At 62.6% G+C, this 16,090-nt stretch carries 24 protein-coding genes; 5 read left to right on the top strand and 19 right to left on the bottom strand.

The genetic code is table 11. The annotated features are described in order from the left end of the window. Positions 1-10: 10 nt before the first annotated feature. The 6 genes from NKI63_RS22930 to NKI63_RS22905 form a co-directional block, all read right to left on the bottom strand. Positions 11-1,099 carry a Gfo/Idh/MocA family protein gene (locus NKI63_RS22930; RefSeq protein ID WP_352687650.1) on the bottom strand — a complete coding sequence of 363 codons (1,089 nt, stop codon included), beginning with the start codon at positions 1,097-1,099 and terminating at the stop codon, positions 11-13. 50 nt (positions 1,100-1,149) lie between these two features. Next, a complete protein-coding gene (locus NKI63_RS22925; protein WP_352505507.1) occupies positions 1,150-2,211 on the bottom strand; it encodes an ABC transporter ATP-binding protein in 1,062 nt (353 codons plus the stop codon). Between the two features lies 1 nt (position 2,212). Further along, positions 2,213-3,304: an ABC transporter ATP-binding protein gene (locus NKI63_RS22920; RefSeq protein WP_352505506.1), complete on the bottom strand. Its 1,092-nt coding sequence runs from the start codon at positions 3,302-3,304 to the stop codon at positions 2,213-2,215. Further along, positions 3,304-4,263 (bottom strand): carbohydrate ABC transporter permease, encoded by a 960-nt coding sequence (locus tag NKI63_RS22915; protein WP_352505504.1) that lies wholly within the window; start codon positions 4,261-4,263, stop codon positions 3,304-3,306. Before NKI63_RS22915 ends, NKI63_RS22920 begins: the two co-directional genes overlap by 1 nt. Continuing rightward, complete coding sequence (locus tag NKI63_RS22910; protein WP_254820511.1) at positions 4,260-5,120, bottom strand: carbohydrate ABC transporter permease; 861 nt, start codon at positions 5,118-5,120, stop codon at positions 4,260-4,262. Before NKI63_RS22910 ends, NKI63_RS22915 begins: the two co-directional genes overlap by 4 nt. A 79-nt stretch (positions 5,121-5,199) precedes the next feature. Beyond that, the gene (locus NKI63_RS22905) at positions 5,200-6,813 is read right to left on the bottom strand and encodes an extracellular solute-binding protein (RefSeq protein WP_352823380.1); all 1,614 of its coding nucleotides are present in this window, start codon (positions 6,811-6,813) and stop codon (positions 5,200-5,202) included. Between the two features lie 124 nt (positions 6,814-6,937). On the opposite strand from NKI63_RS22905, the gene NKI63_RS22900 reads away from it, so the two are divergent. The 3 genes from NKI63_RS22900 (at position 6,938) to NKI63_RS22890 (ending at position 8,532) form a co-directional block, all read left to right on the top strand. Then, a complete protein-coding gene (locus NKI63_RS22900; protein WP_352505502.1) occupies positions 6,938-7,177 on the top strand; it encodes a hypothetical protein in 240 nt (79 codons plus the stop codon). 6 nt (positions 7,178-7,183) lie between these two features. Beyond that, positions 7,184-8,215 (top strand): LacI family DNA-binding transcriptional regulator, encoded by a 1,032-nt coding sequence (locus tag NKI63_RS22895; RefSeq protein ID WP_352505501.1) that lies wholly within the window; start codon positions 7,184-7,186, stop codon positions 8,213-8,215. A gap of 107 nt (positions 8,216-8,322) precedes the next feature. Next, on the top strand, positions 8,323-8,532 hold the full coding sequence (locus tag NKI63_RS22890) for a hypothetical protein (protein ID WP_352752319.1): 210 nt from the start codon (positions 8,323-8,325) through the stop codon (positions 8,530-8,532). Here NKI63_RS22890 and NKI63_RS22885 read toward each other — a convergent pair. The 3 genes from NKI63_RS22885 to NKI63_RS22875 all read right to left on the bottom strand — a co-directional run bounded on the left by NKI63_RS22885 (position 8,529) and on the right by NKI63_RS22875 (position 10,635). After that, a complete protein-coding gene (locus NKI63_RS22885; RefSeq protein WP_352505499.1) occupies positions 8,529-8,951 on the bottom strand; it encodes an aconitase X swivel domain-containing protein in 423 nt (140 codons plus the stop codon). The genes NKI63_RS22890 and NKI63_RS22885 overlap by 4 nt on opposite strands. After that, positions 8,948-10,195, bottom strand: coding sequence for an aconitase X (locus tag NKI63_RS22880; RefSeq protein WP_352505498.1), 1,248 nt, complete (start codon positions 10,193-10,195; stop codon positions 8,948-8,950). The genes NKI63_RS22885 and NKI63_RS22880 overlap by 4 nt, the downstream gene beginning before the upstream one ends. Before the next feature lie 185 nt (positions 10,196-10,380). After that, positions 10,381-10,635: a hypothetical protein gene (locus NKI63_RS22875; protein ID WP_352505497.1), complete on the bottom strand. Its 255-nt coding sequence runs from the start codon at positions 10,633-10,635 to the stop codon at positions 10,381-10,383. Positions 10,636-10,910: 275 nt separating this feature from the next. Here NKI63_RS22875 and NKI63_RS22870 point away from each other — a divergent pair, with 275 nt between their 5' ends. Continuing rightward, positions 10,911-11,243: a hypothetical protein gene (locus NKI63_RS22870; protein ID WP_352505496.1), complete on the top strand. Its 333-nt coding sequence runs from the start codon at positions 10,911-10,913 to the stop codon at positions 11,241-11,243. A gap of 143 nt (positions 11,244-11,386) precedes the next feature. Here the strand turns inward: NKI63_RS22870 and NKI63_RS22865 are convergent, their stop codons facing one another. The 5 genes from NKI63_RS22865 to NKI63_RS22845 all read right to left on the bottom strand — a co-directional run bounded on the left by NKI63_RS22865 (position 11,387) and on the right by NKI63_RS22845 (position 14,122). Then, a complete protein-coding gene (locus tag NKI63_RS22865) occupies positions 11,387-12,064 on the bottom strand; it encodes a hypothetical protein (RefSeq protein ID WP_352823374.1) in 678 nt (225 codons plus the stop codon). A 457-nt stretch (positions 12,065-12,521) separates the two neighbouring features. Beyond that, positions 12,522-12,740: a DUF2934 domain-containing protein gene (locus NKI63_RS22860; RefSeq protein WP_352505494.1), complete on the bottom strand. Its 219-nt coding sequence runs from the start codon at positions 12,738-12,740 to the stop codon at positions 12,522-12,524. Between the two features lie 81 nt (positions 12,741-12,821). Then, positions 12,822-13,034, bottom strand: coding sequence for a hypothetical protein (locus NKI63_RS22855; protein ID WP_254820502.1), 213 nt, complete (start codon positions 13,032-13,034; stop codon positions 12,822-12,824). Positions 13,035-13,158: 124 nt separating this feature from the next. Further along, positions 13,159-13,464, bottom strand: a complete 306-nt coding sequence (locus NKI63_RS22850) for a DUF1236 domain-containing protein (RefSeq protein WP_352475486.1) — start codon at positions 13,462-13,464, stop codon at positions 13,159-13,161. Between the two features lie 364 nt (positions 13,465-13,828). Next, the gene (locus NKI63_RS22845; protein WP_352505493.1) at positions 13,829-14,122 is read right to left on the bottom strand and encodes a hypothetical protein; all 294 of its coding nucleotides are present in this window, start codon (positions 14,120-14,122) and stop codon (positions 13,829-13,831) included. Positions 14,123-14,290: 168 nt separating this feature from the next. Here NKI63_RS22845 and NKI63_RS22840 point away from each other — a divergent pair, with 168 nt between their 5' ends. Then, a complete protein-coding gene (locus NKI63_RS22840; protein WP_352505492.1) occupies positions 14,291-14,566 on the top strand; it encodes a hypothetical protein in 276 nt (91 codons plus the stop codon). 59 nt (positions 14,567-14,625) lie between these two features. On the opposite strand, the gene NKI63_RS22835 is transcribed toward NKI63_RS22840, so the two are convergent. The 5 genes from NKI63_RS22835 to NKI63_RS22815 all read right to left on the bottom strand — a co-directional run bounded on the left by NKI63_RS22835 (position 14,626) and on the right by NKI63_RS22815 (position 16,089). Further along, the gene (locus tag NKI63_RS22835; RefSeq protein ID WP_254820498.1) at positions 14,626-14,925 is read right to left on the bottom strand and encodes a hypothetical protein; all 300 of its coding nucleotides are present in this window, start codon (positions 14,923-14,925) and stop codon (positions 14,626-14,628) included. 171 nt (positions 14,926-15,096) lie between these two features. Then, positions 15,097-15,420, bottom strand: coding sequence for a hypothetical protein (locus tag NKI63_RS22830; protein WP_352505661.1), 324 nt, complete (start codon positions 15,418-15,420; stop codon positions 15,097-15,099). Further along, on the bottom strand, positions 15,420-15,623 hold the full coding sequence (locus NKI63_RS22825) for a hypothetical protein (protein ID WP_254820497.1): 204 nt from the start codon (positions 15,621-15,623) through the stop codon (positions 15,420-15,422). Before NKI63_RS22825 ends, NKI63_RS22830 begins: the two co-directional genes overlap by 1 nt. Further along, positions 15,608-15,877 (bottom strand): hypothetical protein, encoded by a 270-nt coding sequence (locus NKI63_RS22820; protein ID WP_352505491.1) that lies wholly within the window; start codon positions 15,875-15,877, stop codon positions 15,608-15,610. Before NKI63_RS22820 ends, NKI63_RS22825 begins: the two co-directional genes overlap by 16 nt. Beyond that, positions 15,877-16,089 carry a hypothetical protein gene (locus NKI63_RS22815; protein WP_352823368.1) on the bottom strand — a complete coding sequence of 71 codons (213 nt, stop codon included), beginning with the start codon at positions 16,087-16,089 and terminating at the stop codon, positions 15,877-15,879. Before NKI63_RS22815 ends, NKI63_RS22820 begins: the two co-directional genes overlap by 1 nt. Position 16,090: the final 1 nt, after the last annotated feature.

Raw genomic sequence — 16,090 nt, 5'->3', positions numbered from 1 at the left:
TGTAAGTAATTCAGTCAGTTGATATTTCGGAAAGTTTGACTGTCCGGCCCTTGTCGATCGAACGATAGCCGGCTTCGACCAGCGCCATAGTCTTGACGTTGTCGGCGACCGACAGCGCCGGCGGCTCGCCCGTCTTGACCGCGTGCTGGAGCTGCTCCATGACGCCGATGAAGGCATGCGGGAACCACATCGTGTCCCAGCTGGGTGTCACCCATTCACCACCGGTGGTCTCGGTCGAGGCGTAGGTCAGCGTCGAGGCAGCGCCAGTCGGCCAGCCGATGGTACCCTTGGCGACGCCCTTGGTGCCGTCGACGCGCCAATTGATGTGCTGGTCGTCCTTGTAGCCCTCCTGGCGCGGCCCGGACCAGACATCCTCCAGCGATACGGCGAGCACGCCGGACGGGAACTTGATCGTCGACACGGTGATGCCGTCCGAATGGTCGAAGCGGGTGCGCGGGTCCCTGCGGGTCAGGGTGGTGATCTCCAGGGGATCGCCGAACAGGAAGCGCAGTACGTCGAGATGATGGACGCTCATATTGGCGAGCGTCAGCCGGTCATAGTCCTCGAGGAAGCTCTGCCAGTGCGGGATCGCATGCATGTCGATCTGGGCGAAAACGATGTCGCCGAGCGCGCCGCTATCGATGACCTGCTTCAAGACGCGCATCGACTGGTCGTAACGCATGTTCTGGTTGACCGAGAGGATCTTGCCTGCCTTGGCCGCCTCGTCGCGAAGTTTGACGGCCTCTTCAAGGGACAGCGCCAATGGCTTCTGCGCCAGGATCGCCTTGATATGTGCCTGCTTCAGAGCATGGCGGATCAGCGCCGGCTGCTGGTCGGGCGGAAAGGCAAGGTCGATGATCTCGACGTTCTTGTCCTCGATGAGCTGTTCCGGCGTGTCATGGACGGTTGGGATATCCCAGCGTTTGGCGACCTTCTCGGCGCTGGCCTTGGTCCGCGAGGCAATCGCCACCACGGGGAAACCGGCTTCCTTGTAGGCGGCAAGGTGACATTCGGCCATGATCATGCCGGCGCCGACGCAGCCGATCCTGTATTCCCTGGTACGGACTTCGACGTCCGGCTCGAAGCCGTTGCCCGCCATTTCTTGGCTTGCCATATGTTCCTCCCGAAGCTCGTTCCTTGCCGCCGCCGTCATCTTGCCAGCGCTCCCCCGCTCTGTCCGAAATAATGCACCCTGCCGGGCTCGCAGGATATCGCCACCATCGCGTCTGGCCTGATGTCTGGCTGGCCGCGCAACAGCGCCCGCAGACGCGCCTGCCCGGCGGCGAGCGTCACAACGGTGTAGCCGCCGAGCGGCTCGACCTCGAACACTCGCGCCGGGCGGCCCGCGCCCCCCTCCGACCAGGCCTTGACCTTGATGTCTTCCGGCCTGAGTCCAATTTCCACGGCATCGGCCGGGGCGCCGGTATCCGCGATGCGGATCGTGCCTTCCGCCGCCTCCACGCCTTCGGCGCCGTGCACCGACTTCAATATGTTCATCATCGGCGACCCGAGCAGCCGCGCCACATAGGTGCTGGCTGGCCGGTCATAGATCTCGGCCGGCGCGCCGATCTGCCTGATCTTGCCGTTCTCCAGAATGGCCATTCGGTCGGCGACCGACATCGCTTCTTCCTGGTCGTGCGTGACATAGATCAGCGTCTTGCCGAGCTCGCGCTGGATGCGCTTCAGCTCGACCCGCGTTTCCTCGCGCAGCCGGGCGTCGAGCGCCGAAATCGGGTCGTCCATCAGATAGGCGGCCGGGTCGCGCACCAGCGCACGGGCGATCGCCACGCGCTGCCGCTCGCCGCCTGAAAGCTGTGCCGGCGGCTTGTGCAGGATATGGCCGATATGCAGCTTGGCCGCGACGTCGGCGACGCGCTTTTCGATCTCGGCTTCGGCGACCCGGCGTTCGACCAGCGGAAAGCGGATGTTGGCGCGCGCGCTCATATGCGGAAACAGCGCCAAATTCTGGAACACCATGGCGACGTTGCGCTCGGCCGGCGACACCGTGTTGACCGGCTTTCCGCCGATCAGGATCTCGCCCGCGTCCGGGGTTTCCAGCCCGAGCACCAGACGCAGTATCGTCGACTTGCCCGACAGCGGCGGCCCGAAGAAGCAGAAGAACTCATTGTCGTTGACAGTGAACGAGGCGTCGTCGACGGCGAGCGTGTTGCCGTAGCGTTTTGTCACATTATGGAAAACGATATCGGCCATCTCAACCTGCTCTCAATGCAAGACCGGTGGCGGCGTCGAAGACGCGCACCGCCTCCGCCGCCGGCGCGACGACAGCTGTCTGCCCGATCGCCAGCCCGACATCATTGTCGAACACCGCCTTCACCGCAGTCTCGCCGTCGCCAAGGTGGATGATGGTGCGCGCGCCGATCCGCTCGACGAAACTCACCGGCATGGACAGGCCACGGCCACCTTCAGCCAGCGTCACCTGCTCCGGTCGAAAGCCATAAAACACCTCGCCGCGCATCCTGCGTACGGCATCGGCGATCTCGACCGGCAGCGGCGGTGTCACGCCGAGCGGGCCGAGATCGATGACCAGACCACGGTCGCTTTCCGCCGGCCTGCCCTTGAGCAGGTTCATGCCCGGCGCGCCGATAAAGCGGGCGACGAAGACATTGGCCGGATTGTTATAGACCTCGAGCGGCGTGCCGACCTGCTGCAGCACGCCGTGGTCCATCACCGCGATGCGGTCGGCCATGGTCATTGCTTCAAGCTGATCGTGGGTGACGTAGACCATGGTCTGCCGGAACTGCCGCTGCAACTGCTTCAGTTCGGTCCGCATCACCGCCCGGAAGGCGGCATCGACATTGGACAGCGGCTCGTCGAGCAGGAAGATCGCCGGCTCCATGATCGCCGAACGGCCGATCGCCACCCGCTGCAATATGTTGACCGACAGTCTGTCCGCCTTGCGGTCGAGCAGCGGCGTCAGTTGCAGCATCTCGGCAATGGCGCCGACACGGCGGCCGATCTCGGCCTTTGGTGCGCCGCGCATTTTCGGCCCGTAGGCGAGGTTCTGCCGCACGCTCATATGAGTGAAGATCGCATAGTTCTGGAAGACGAAGCCGACGCCGCGCCGCCCCATCGGCACGCCGGCCATGTCGCGCTCGCCGAACAGGATCTTGCCGCTGGTAGGCTCTTCCATGCCGGCGATCATGTTCATCGTCGTCGACTTGCCGCAGCCGGACGGCCCCAGCAGCGCCATGAACTCGCCATCGGCAATGGCCAGATCCATCGTCTTCAGCGCGGTGAAATCGCCAAATTTCTTGACCAGGTTCTGCAGATGGATGGTGCTCATCAGGCCGCCACCTCGCGTACCCGAGCCATGCGTTTCATGGCAAACACCGCGGCGATGGACAGCACGATCAATATGGCCAGCGCGATTGCCGCCACATAGCCCCAGATCAGGTCCTGGGTGGTGAGCTTGTAGATGTAAACGGAGATGGTTTCGGTAGCGACGCCAGGACCGCCGCCGGTCATGATGTAGAGCGTGTCGAAGATCTTGAAGTTCTCGATCACCCTGATCGCCAGCGCGATGATGATGATCGTCTTCATCTTCGGCAGCACGATGGTGATGAATCGCTGCCAGGGGTTGGCACCGAGCAGCGTCGCCGCCTTGATCTGGTCCTCAGGCACGCCGACCAGGCCGGCAAGCAGGATCAGGAACATCAGCGGCGTCCACTGCCAGATATCGGCGACCATGACGGCGATGAGCGCCAGCGTCGGGTCCGACAGCCAGGCGATGGTGACGGGAAAGCCTGAGATCGCCGACAGGATGTCGTTGACCGGGCCGCCCGACTGAAACAGCATGAAGAACATGTAGCCGGCCACCGCCGGCACCACCATCATCGGCATCAAGAGGATCGAGTAGAAGATCCGCTTGCCGGGGAACTCGTCCGCAAACAGTGTCGCGAGCGCCAAGCCGAGCAGGAACTCCGCCGGCACGCAGACGATCATGACGATGGCCGTGCGCTTCAGCGCACTCCAGAAGCGCGCATCGGCGGCAAGATCGGTGTAGTTGGCGAAACTGTTCCACATCGACCAGGCGTTCCACCAGCCGGTGCCCGACAGCGGCGACCAGTCGGTCAGGCTGATGTAGAGCTGCATCAGGAGCGGAAAGACGGCGATGAACAGCACCAGGATCTGCGCCGGCAGCGTCAGCCGAAAGCCGAGCTTTGCGCCCTCGTCCGGCAGCACCGACGCCGCTTTGGAGGCTTGCATGTCGCCCTCCGAAATCGTCGCAGTCACCGCGCTCATTGCTTGAGCGCCCCGAAGGTCAGCCCGCGCACCAGATGGCGCTGGATGGCGATGCCCATGATGACAGGCGGCACTGCGGCTATCAGGCCGAGCGCTGCCTTGGCGCCGTAGAGTTGGCCGGTCATCGAGGAGGACAGCGAGGCCATGTAGACGGGGACCGTCACCCATTCGCGCGTCGTCAGAAGCAGCGCAATCAGATAGTCCGACCAGTTGAGGATGAAGACGAACAGCGCGGCACTGGCCAGCGGCGCGCGCATCATCGGCAGCGTGATGCGCGTGAAGACGCGCCACCGCGAACAGCCCTCGACCAGTGCCGCCTCCTCGATCTCGCGCGGCATGTCGTCGAAGAAGGTCTTCATCAGCCAGAAGGCGAAAGGCAGCGTGACGATGCCGTAGATCAACGACAGCCCCCACCAGCTGTCGGTGAAATTGAGGAAGGCCCACATGATCATCACCGGGGTCATGACCGCCATTGGCGGAAACAGGCGAAGCTGGATCAGCGCCAGCGGCAGGTTCTGGCCCGAGCCGAAGCGCGACAGCCCGTAGGCCGCCGCGGTGCCCGCCGACATGGCGATTGCCGTACCGAATGTGGCCGACAGCAGCGACGACAGGATCGGCTTCAAAGCTGTGCGGTCGAGGGCGACGATCAGATTGTTGGTCGACTCACCGAAGACGAAGCGGAAATTGCTGAGTGTCGGGTTCTTCGGCCACCATGTCAGGTCGGCGCCGGTCGCCGACCATTCGGCGATCGGCTTGAACGCCATCGACACCATCCACAGGATCGGCACCAGCGTCACCGCCATCGCCGCAAGGATCGCGGCATAGCGGAATATCTCGAAAGGAACTGAACGCTTCATCTTGCGGCTTTGCTGGGTCCTTCGTTGCCGAGGGGAAGAGCGACCGCTCCTCCCCTTCTTGGTAGGATCCTTGGAAGGATCAGGCGATCGGATCGAGGACGGTCGGCCAGGCCTCCTTGTTGGTCTTGATGGCTTCGAGAAGCTTCTCCTCGCCGGTCCGGCGGGCAATCTTCTTCCACTCGGCCTCGGTGTCGGCCATCGCCTGCTCGGCTGTCTTGGCCTTGGTCAACGCGGCGACGAGGCTCTCGTCCAGCGCGTTGTGGAAGGCGGTGGCGCCGGGATAGTTGATGGTGGGCACGGTGCGGGCGACCGTCTCGCGCACCACGTCCATGTGATAGGCGTGATAGGTCTGGCGAACCAGCGGATCGGAGAAATCCGACAGCCGGAACGGATCGAAATAGCCGCCCGGATTAGCGGTCATCCAGGCGTAGATGCGACTTGAACCCAGCCACTGCAGGAACAGGTAGCAGGCTTCCGGATTCTTGGCTTGCGAGGACACCGACGCCGACAGATTGAGCCACAGCACCGAACGGCTGACCAGTTTTCCGTCGATCTCGCGGCCGGGCGGCAGCATCGAGCCGATCTTTCCAGTGACAGCTGAATCCTTGTTGCCGGCATTGTCGAGGAATTTCGGCAGGTTGGAGAAGGCACAGGTCATGGCCGCACCGCCCTTGGCGAAATTGCCGTACTGCTCCGGCCAACCCCAGGAGATCGCATCCGGCGAATGGTGCGAAAGCGAAGCAATGTACTCGTTGGTCGCCGCGATACCTTGCTCCGAATTGATCAGCGGCTTGCCGGCATCGTCGAACAAAAACTGATTGGGCGAAGCCATTGAGACATAACGCTGATACCAGTTGGTGTAGCCCCAGCCCTGGTTGCGCAGATCGGTCGAGCCGAACAGGCCCTTGTCCGGGCGCTGGAAGAAGGCTGCGATCTCGTCATGCTGCTTCCACGTCTTCGGCGCCGCCAGTTCATACCCGTATTTGTCGGAGAAGGCCTTCTTCTCGGCTGCGTCGCCGAACAGATCGGTGCGGTAGACCCAGGTCTGGAAATCGCCATCCAGCGACACGCCGTAGGTCGAGCCGCGATACTGGTTGAGCAGCGAGACGCCCTTGGCGCCGTTGACGTAGCCACGCTCGGGATCGTCCCATTCCGGCTTATATTGTGCAACGAAGTCGTCGAGCTTGAGGATGCCGCCGGTTTCGGCGAGGTCGCCAAGACGGTTCCATTCGACCGCGTAGATGTCGTAGGCTCCACCCTTGGTGGAGATGTCCTGCATCGTCTTGGTGAATTCCTGGCCGTTGGGCACACCGACGATCTCGAGCGGAATACCGGTTTCCTTCTCCCATAGATCCTTGATCGACGGCGCGCCCGCCGGAAACGGCTGCGTCAGTTGGCCGATCGAACCGTCGGACAGGCCGAGCACGATCTTCGTCGGCGCCTTGCCGGCGCCCTTCATCGCCTTGGCTGCCTCGATGGCGCGGCCCTCGGGTGTGTCGGCGCCATACTGATAGCGCTCCGAGCCGTCGAAGCCGGTCGGGCCACCGATCATGCCGGGCGCCAGGGCATCGGCCGCATAGGCACGGCTTGGGCGAATGAATTTCGGCGCGATACCTGCGGCGGCAACAAGCACTGCCGCCTTTCCACCGGACGCCAGCAAACGGCGCCGCGACACGCGGATCAAATTCGACATTGGAACTCCTCCCTCAGGGCCTTGTTCCTCCACGGCCCTTATGATGGATATTGACGGCACCACACGAAGGCTGTCAACATCATAAATAATCAAGACACATCATAATATCTCAAGGGAGAGGAAAATGGCGTTCATCAAGGCTCTCACACCGAAGCCGGTGCTTGAATTTGAGGGAACCAGGCCTGCCCACCTCGCCGCTTTGGTCCGCTTCGGAATTGATCTAGCGCAGCGACTTGCGGATCGGCCAAGGCCGGTTACATCATTTCCCATCAGAATCGCGAGCGGCGATGCGGCCGCTCTTCGACATCGGACCTATGAAATGCGTAATCTCGATGCGCCTTTGGCACATTTTGGAATGAGGTGATCGACAGTGCGGTCCACCCTGACAGACATAGCTCGGGAAGCCGGCGTTTCCGCCGCTACGGTCGACCGTGTGCTCAACAACCGCGCCGGGGTCAGGGCGCGCACTCGCGAGGTCGTGCTCGAAACGGCACAGCGGCTTGGCTATATCGCTGAAAATTCAAATAATCCGAGCTCGCTCAACGCGCTGCGCGGTGAGATCATACGGCTCGATTTCGCCCTGCCCGCCGGCACCAATTCCTTCATCAAGATGCTGCACCGCCAGATCGAGGCGCAGGCGCAGTCGCGGCCTGACCTCGACGTCCGCGTCGCCACTATCGAAGGCTTCAATCCGGATCGGCTCGCCCGTCTGCTGCAGGAACTGCACGGGCAGACGCAAGGCGTTGGTGTGATCGCGCTCGACCATCCGACGGTGCGCGAGGCGATCCGCTCGCTTTCGGCCAGCGGCGTCAAGGTGGTTACCCTCGCTTCCGACATCCTGCATGTGCCGAGGGTTGCCTATATCGGCATCGACAACCGCGCCGCCGGCCGGCTCGCCGGCTACCTGCTCAACCGCTTCATGGGCGCAGAGCGTCCGGGCAAGGTCGCGCTGTTCGCCGGTTCGCTCTCCTACCGCGGCCACGAAGAGCGCGAGATGGGCTTCCGCCACATACTGACGGAAGAATCGCCCAATCTGCAGATCGTCGAGATGCGCGAAATGCTCGACGATCGGGAAAAAGCCTACTCTGAGGCCTCCGCCCTGCTGGACCGGCACCCGGACCTGGCCGCCGTCTACAATGTCGGCGCTGGCAACACCGGCATCGCCCGCGCGCTGAAGGAACGCGGGCGCGCGCTGTCGACGGTCTTTCTCGGCCATGAGGTGACGGAAGGCACCAAGGAGCTCTTGCTCGACGGCACGCTCGACGCGGTCATCGACCAGAACCCGCGCGTCGAGGCCCGCGAGGCGCTCAACACCTTGATCCACGCGGTCAAGGGCTTGCCTTACGAACTGCACCAGCCGAGGCTGCAAGTGATCTTCAGGGAGAGCATCCCGGAGATCTGAACCCAGGTGAGTGGCTGGGGTTTCGTGAATCTTGCGGGCGCGCTCTATTCCGGCCAGCCGCTGAACAACACGCCGCTCGACCGCTCGCGGCGACCGTCGGCTTCTGGATGCTGGAAGACCAGCTTACCGTTGGCGCGCAATATCTCAGCGTTGGCAAGATCACGCGCACCAACCGCAGCAAACCGGACGAACCGACGCTCGTCGATGACGGCTTCGATCTGGTCAACGTCTTTGCCAACTGGCGCATCAACGGCCACGCCAATCTCGATTTCAGCGTCGACCTGGCGGCGGGGCGCGGCGGGACGATGGCCGGCTAGAGCTTGCTCACCATCGCTTGCGCATCTTCGCCCAGACCGATAGCGATCCGGTCGCCGGAGGCAATGCCTGATATGTCGCAGACGACCAGCGGCATGCTGATTTCGTAGAGGAATTCGGCAACGATGGCGCCGATGGCAAGGATCGGGTCCGGCCGCTCCAGGATAATGCCGGCCGGCCCCGTCCCTCTGCGAATCGCTTCGGCCAGAACCGAAGACGAGGACGACGACCCCCGCCCGCTCGGCATCACCAGGATCCTGCCGGCGATATTGCCGCCCAGGTCCGGATGCGAATGGTCGATGATGTCGCCCGTTTCGACATCGATCCCGCCCCAGAAGCTGAGCGCCTGCGAAAGCACCAGCGCCGGGCCCTGTGCGGAGCCGGCAAGGTGGAATGTACCGGTTCTGGCCGGCGCCTTCATGGCGCGCCTCGCACGACGCGGCCGGCCGCGGCCGAGCGGACGCAGTCTTCCATGTCACCGAAGGCCACCGAGACACCGATATTGCCAGGTGCGTAATGCGCCCATTTGCCGGAATTGGTCATCACCACGCCGTCGAGACGCTCGAGGATCGACGTGACATAGGTGCAGGTGTCGGTGACCGGGACAAGGCCGAAGGCTTCCATGCCGGCCAGTGCGCCTTCGTCCTCCAGTCGCGTCAGCGTGGCACGCCCTGTGTTGACATAGATCGGGACGCCCCTGCCCGGCGCAACTTCGCGCAGCAGCGGCAACAGGCGCATCCACTCTTCATGGGAGAAATGCGGCGTGCCTAACGACACGGCTGCAAGCTGCACGCCGTCGGGGACGCTCGACAGCCTGGCCAGCGCATGGCGGACATCAGCGCTAGAGATCCGGATTTTTTCCTCCGGCACCAGGCCGTGCAACGCCTCATCCAGCGTCGTCGCCTCCGGCGTAATGCCGACCGCATGAAACAGCGCCACAGCGCCCGTCGTTGCCGCCGCCGCCCCCAGCGCCTTCAGTTGGTCCTCGTCGCGCGGCTGCGGCAGGCCTGATATGACAGGAATGCGGTCGCCGCTCTTTTGCCCGACAAGTAGTCCGACACCCACGAACAGGGCGTCGCTGGGCTCGAGACCGCCAGTCAGCTCGAACAGGATCTGGCCTCGTCGATTTTCACTCAGATGCAGCCCCCAGGCCGGCGCGCGTCCGGTCATTGCGCAGCATAAATCGATGAAATCGCCATAACGGTTGGTTCGCGCCCCGATCACCGAATTGGCAAAGACGATGGCGTTGGACTCACCCCAGGCGATCTGCTCGCCGAACCTTGGCCGGAATCGAGTCTGATAGGGTGCGCAGGTGAAGGTCGCCTGGCAGCCGAGGTCCAGATGCGCCATCATCAAGCGACGCGCCGGCGCTTCTTGCGACATCGGCATCTTCACCAATCCGGGATGGATGAGGTCGAACGAACCGACATTCAGCGTCGTCGGCACCCGAACGCGGCCGCCGCCCTCGATCAGCCTTTCGACGAAATCGAGGCTAGCCTGGCCGTGATAGAGGCAGCCGTCGATATGGGCACCGGCAATATTCAACAACTTGCGCGCGCCGACCGCCTTCGCGAAGGCGACCAGGATCTTCATGGCGGCAGCCGCTGCCGAGCCTTGCTCGCCATGCAGCATCGACTGGTCGCCGGCCGTCAATTCCAGCGTCATCGGCAAATTCCCGAGCCCGCACTATGCCGATCAAGCACTCCCTGATTGCGGAGCGTCTGGCAAGACAGAGCTTCGGATCTCTTCTACTTCGCGGCGATCAGCAGACCAGACGTTCACAGCTCATCGCAAAGCGAGAGAGACGCGAAGCACGGTCGGAGAGCGGGCGATCCACGGCGGAAACGGCGCTATTCCTTCTGCGACGGTCGGTCGGCCGTGCTGCGGTCGCCATCTGCAGAATGCGGCAGGATGCCGAAGTCGCGCGACTTGGTCCCATGCGCCGCCGTCAGGAAACCATCGGCTGTGAGACCTCGCCTCAAAAGCTCACGTACCGCGGCCGACCGGCTCGGCATGTGCTTTTCGAAGCGCCAGTTCTCCAACGCCGCCAGTTCATCGACAGTCAGCATGATCTGCAGTCGTTCCGGGCGTTCCAGTTCGGACATCTCGGCCTCCAGTCATACCAGCCTAAGCGCAGCTGAGTTAGTATGTTCCTGATTTTGTGTAGAATTAGGTACGTGAGCAGAGTACGTCAAGACCTTCAGATGTGTGACTCATGCAGAAGTCCGATGAAGCGGATCAAGCATCAAATGGGCAATCAACAAAATACGCTAACTATTTGACACGAAGCGATTTTTCAAGGGTCTTCGCTTGCCAATCACGAGCCCTGGGCGCATGGTAGAACACGAGGGACAAACCGCCCCTGAAAGGAAGGTTTTCCATGCGCTACGGATTTTCGGTTCGCCTGCACGAAGACGTCGGTTCCCGAATTCGAGCTACATTGCGGTCCGGGATTGCCATCAATCTGACTGCTGTCGCCGAAGCCGTGCGACTGCAAAACCTCGCCGAGAATATTGCGCGCGAAGACATCGAATGGCTCGTCATGCAGGCAGCCCAGCTCCAAGGCGCAGCTATCGAGTTCGACGGCTTCGCGGAAGCCGATCTGGCGGAGTTTGCGTGCACTCAGCTGATGCAAAGCAGCCCCGCATTGGGCTGGGACGCCCTGGAAGGCGGGGTGGCCGTTTCGCCGGATCTTGGCCGTCAAACACATTGAAGCGCGTGCTCTTGTGAGCCCAGCCATGCTGCCGCCACGTGCTCGGCAAAAAAGCCCGCCGCAATGGCGGGCTTTGGACTGCTGGAGGTCTGGTGGACGAAGGCCTTTCGGCCCGGTCCGACATTTCATCCGATGTATTCGCCTTAGCGGCGCGCGATAAGCAGGCACAATTGGCGCAGATCGCTATCGTAAGTGCCTTCGCTACTCAGCACGTCGACGCAGCGCTTCTTCATCCTGGCCAACTTGTCGCCCGACATGTCGGCAACGACCTGGGGCAAGTTGGGATTGCTGGGATTGGGCGGGCTGCCCGGGTTGGACGGATTGCTCGGATTGGTACCACCGATCCCGACACCGGCGCCGACATTGATGCCGCTGCCGACCCCGACCCCCGCGCCAGCCCCAACGCCGCAGCCGATACCTACCCCCGCGTCGGCGGCAATGCCGCTCGAACCGCCAACCGTTGCGCCGGCACCAGCGTTGATGCCGCTTCTGCCCCCGACCGACGCGCCGGCGCCCGCGGCAATGCCGCTCGAACCCCCAACCGTTGCGCCGGCACCGGTGTTAATGCCGCTGCCGCCCACCAAGGCACCGAGGCCTGCCTTGATGCCGCCGCTGCCCCCGACCGTTGCGCCGGCACCGGCGTTGATGCCGCCGCGACCGCCAACCGTCGCGCCGAGGCCGGCTTTGATGCCGCCGTTGCCGCCGATGGATGTTCCAACACCAACGGCAATTCCGTCCGCTGCATTCACGGGCATCGAGAGCATGAAAAGCCCTACGCTGCCTGCCACTGCACCGGTGATTGTTTTGATGTTGATGGTCATAACATTCTCCCTGCTGTAGTTTCGCTGAGCAACCCGCGAACTCGCCGGTTGCATTACGCCCTAAGTGCAAGGAAGAAGATCGGTTTCTTTGCCGATCAACTTGCTGGTCCCATGGTGTATTTTCAAAGAACAGCCGCGTGAAATTTATATTGAAATTTTCCGAAAGTTTGAAGCGATGCGAGAGTCAGCTGGTCGGCGCCGCAACAGACGAACATCGCAACGGGTCGGCGGCCGAAAAGGCGAATTCCTAATCTGCAAACCACAACATCAAACCGACCCCTCGGCAATAGAACAATGGGCCGATAAGATCCGCTCTGCGCGGGTTTGCTTCACCGTGCTGCGTCATTTTTGACCTGTCTGGACTGTCTCTGCTGCCGACCGCGGACGAAAGTACAAAGCGCCGAACCGCGAGATCCAGCGATGGAATCAAATCCGCTCGAGTTCACGCTTTGCGTGGTCACGCCTTGGATTTGGTTTCCTCCTTGGCGGCGGGCGCCGTCTTAGGCTGACGTGGTGATGGCTTCGGCCGGCTGGCGGTCTTCTCTTTCGTGGCGATTTCTGCGTCGATTTCGGCGGTAGCCTGATCCCAATGTTGCTGATGCGCCCCGTCGGGCCTGCCTGCCCGTTCCCAGATCGCGTGTGCACGCTGGCGAATCCGTTCCTGTCTGTCCCTCACCGTTGCCTCCGTCGGTTTATGCGTAAGCAACTTTGTTCTAGCTGAAATTTCGACCGGCGTCTTGATCCCCAGGCAACACCGTCATTGAACCTCTCTGTCACACAGGACGGCGACGCCGAGGAGCGCCGCCTTCTTGATGATCAGCCCTTCAAGGTCGGCGTCCGAGCGCTCGGTTCCGGTGCGTTCGCGCAACAGTGCAATCGCCGCCTTCATCGACAGCAGCCCATCGCCTCGTTCAGCAAGCAGTTTGTCGACGGCGGCGGCCACGTTGGCCCGCTCGACATGCGGCAGCATGGGAATGGCTCCTTTCCTTGTTTCGCGACGACAGCGGCTCCATCCCGATCGCTCGGGATGGAGCTCTTATTCGATAATTTAGACCGTGACCTTTCCAAATCCGGTTCGCGGTTTGGAACGCCGATCACTCGATGACGTGCACGATCTTGCGGGTGCCTGGGTCGACGAGCACGGTGCGATTGCCGACGACGACGTATCTGTACTTCACGTCGGGAACATCGATCGGTTGCAGCTCGACCGTATCTGGCACCGTGGAACCGATATTGAGCTCCACGCCCAGAAGATTGATCGACGCCAACGGGTGCTTATGGACGTATTCGCGGATGACCGTCTGCTGTTCGGGCGTGACAATCACCTGGTCCGCGGTGGCCACGCCGACGCCGGCGAGCAACACCAATCCCGCCGCAGCAGGAACAAGGTGGATTTTCATCGTCTACTCCTGTTGTTACGGGCCTCGCCCTTACAGTTGCGACGCGGCTTTCCGGTCGAAGCGGCGAACCCTCTAGGCAAACGCCCACGCCACCTTGTTGTTCCGTAAGTGGCGGCTAATCGAATGGCGGTGAAGTGCCCGCGCGGTGCGGCGAATGAACTGCAAATGAGCTACGGTGGCCCGCGTCGCAAGACGCGGGCCGATCGGTTTCCCGATCAGCAGCGACACCGGAGGGGGATGATATCGGCTGCGTCTGAAACAACGTTTAGGACAAGCTAATGTTCCTGAGAGAGGGCAACAAACCTGCCGGTACAGCGCGACGTTACCGCCCATGGGCAAGCCCCTGTGGCCGCAAATGAAGCGGCTACTGCTTTGGCGGTTGTGGCGGCACCTCGCCGGGCTTGAGCACCGGGGTCTTGCCCTCGTTCGGCGGTGGCGCCGCCATGCCCTGATCGCCCGTTGGCGGCGGCTTCAGGACCCCACCGCATGGCTCGAGCGTGTCGGACAAATTGCTGCCGGCCGGCTTCTGCTGCTGGTTCTTCTGATCCTGCGGCTCAACCTTGCAGCGGTCGGATTGCGCCTGTTCGCCCGGCTGCGCGGCCGCCGGCGCCGCCAGCAGCGCACCTAGCATATACGGCAAGAAAATGAGCGGTCTCATGTCGAGCTCCTTTCGCGCCAGTATCTTCTGAATGTGAAGGCGGGCAGGCGCGATTGGTTCCGTCGTGCGGCAATGCGCCCGGACCGCAGCGGCCCGGAACCGGCCGCCAGACTTATGAGTTCAACCACTGAGCCAGTTCAGGGCCGCCGACATTATGGAGAACCAGCGATGGAACCGCGCAGGAAAGAACGAACCGACGACGAGACCGAGAGCCCGACGATCCAGCAGCAGGACTGGGATGCCATCCGGAGCGGGAAAATTCTCCCAGACGGCGTGCCGCAAAACGGCGACATCCGTTACGACGTCGAGAAAGACGGCGAACTGCCGGAGGAGGACGACGACAACGCCTACCAGGACAGCGACGAGGCCTTGCCGGACGATACTGAGGAACGCGTTATTTCACGCGATCTCGCACGCGAAGGTGGTCCTTTCGACGAGGAATGAGCGACTGCCTTTCGCACTGCGCTCGCTATCCGGGTAGACGGTCGGATGAGCCTCTGCTTTCAATTCGGGAGGTCGAAGACCGGCTCCTGGCAGCGATAGACCAGACATTGACCATCACGCGTCTTGATATACGCGGAGCGCGGCACTTGCGGCCAGTCGCATTCATTGCCGAATTGGCGGACGTAACGGTCGTAGGTGTTCTGGCCGGTGGTCAGCACCACCGAGCGATGCCTCTGGATCAGAAGCTGCGTCTGTTCGCATGTCATCGCGCGGCTGTCCGGCCGGGCGTCGGCCGTCGCGGCAAACAGAAGCGCCCCGGCTGTAAGGACTGCCGCTTGTGTCAGGACTCTGCCAAGCATGAGACCATCTCCCGTGAAGCCTAACGCGCATCTTGGTTTCGCAAGCGCCGGATCGAGCCGCCCTCGCAAAGAAAAGATCGTACAGATTGCCAGGAAAAATGCAAAAGCCCGCCGCACCTTTCGGCGCGGCGGGCTTCAACTGAACGTCACTCTTAGTCAGGCTTGGGCGGCTTACTCCTCCTTCACCGGCCCGAACCGGCGCACGATCATTTCGAAGACGATATCCGAGATCCACATCGCCGATACGCCAATCAGAAAGGCCGCGGCCAGCGTCGTGGTGTCGTCGTCCGGCGAAGGAAAGGGCAGGCCGGCGGCGCGGAAATAATGCACGACCGGCAGCGTCAGATAGGCCGCCGCCAGCGCGCCGCAGATCGGCGAGGCCACCATTTCGCGGACCTTGTAGCGGTGACGTGACAAGGCCCGCAAAATGCCGCCGGACAGGCCGGCGACCAATACCGGCGCCTTGATGCCCAGAACGTCGAGCAGCTCATGCATCATGGCGTCCACCCGCACCATCTGGCGCCCTGCCCGTTGAAGGCGTTCATCTCGTCGAGCTCGGGCCGGGTCATGGCGGCGACGACCGGGGCGGATGGCCGGCGTGGCTGACTTTGGTCGCACCAGACTTGCCGCGGATTGCCGGCCGGCGCGGTTGTCGTGCAGCCGGCCAGCACCAGGCAGAGGATCAGCGCCTTGCCCATTTCTCAGCCTCCGCTCTTGCTGCCGCATCGATCATGCCGGCGGCCTTCCGCCCTTCGGCGGAAGCCTCGCGGTTCATTTCGAGGCGGTCCTCGGCGGCCGCGATTTTTGCCTCGACCTGTTTGACCGCCTCCTTCTTCGCCCGGTTGAAGCCGCCTGCAATGTAAAGGCCGATGCCGCCGGCCACAGCAGCGAATACCGTCATGACGACCTTGTTGCCGATGATGGTGCTGAGAATGGCGAGGAGCGCGGTCATCACAAATCCTCGGCGCGGCGGCGGCGCAGGAACTCGGTCAAGCCGCCGTTGATCACAAGAAACCAGGGGAACCATTCCCCTGGGATGACCGGCGAAAGAACCTGCGGGTCGACATAGGTGACGATGCTCGCGATGATGCCGATAGCCGCCTGAAGCCGCGCCCAGACAATTGTTTCGCTGTCGCGGAAGAAGCTCTTGATCCGGGTCCACATG

Source organism: Mesorhizobium sp. M0410 (assembly GCF_040321435.1).
Taxonomy (GTDB): Bacteria; Pseudomonadota; Alphaproteobacteria; order Rhizobiales; family Rhizobiaceae; genus Mesorhizobium.
This window is presented reverse-complemented; position numbering and strand designations above follow the sequence as displayed.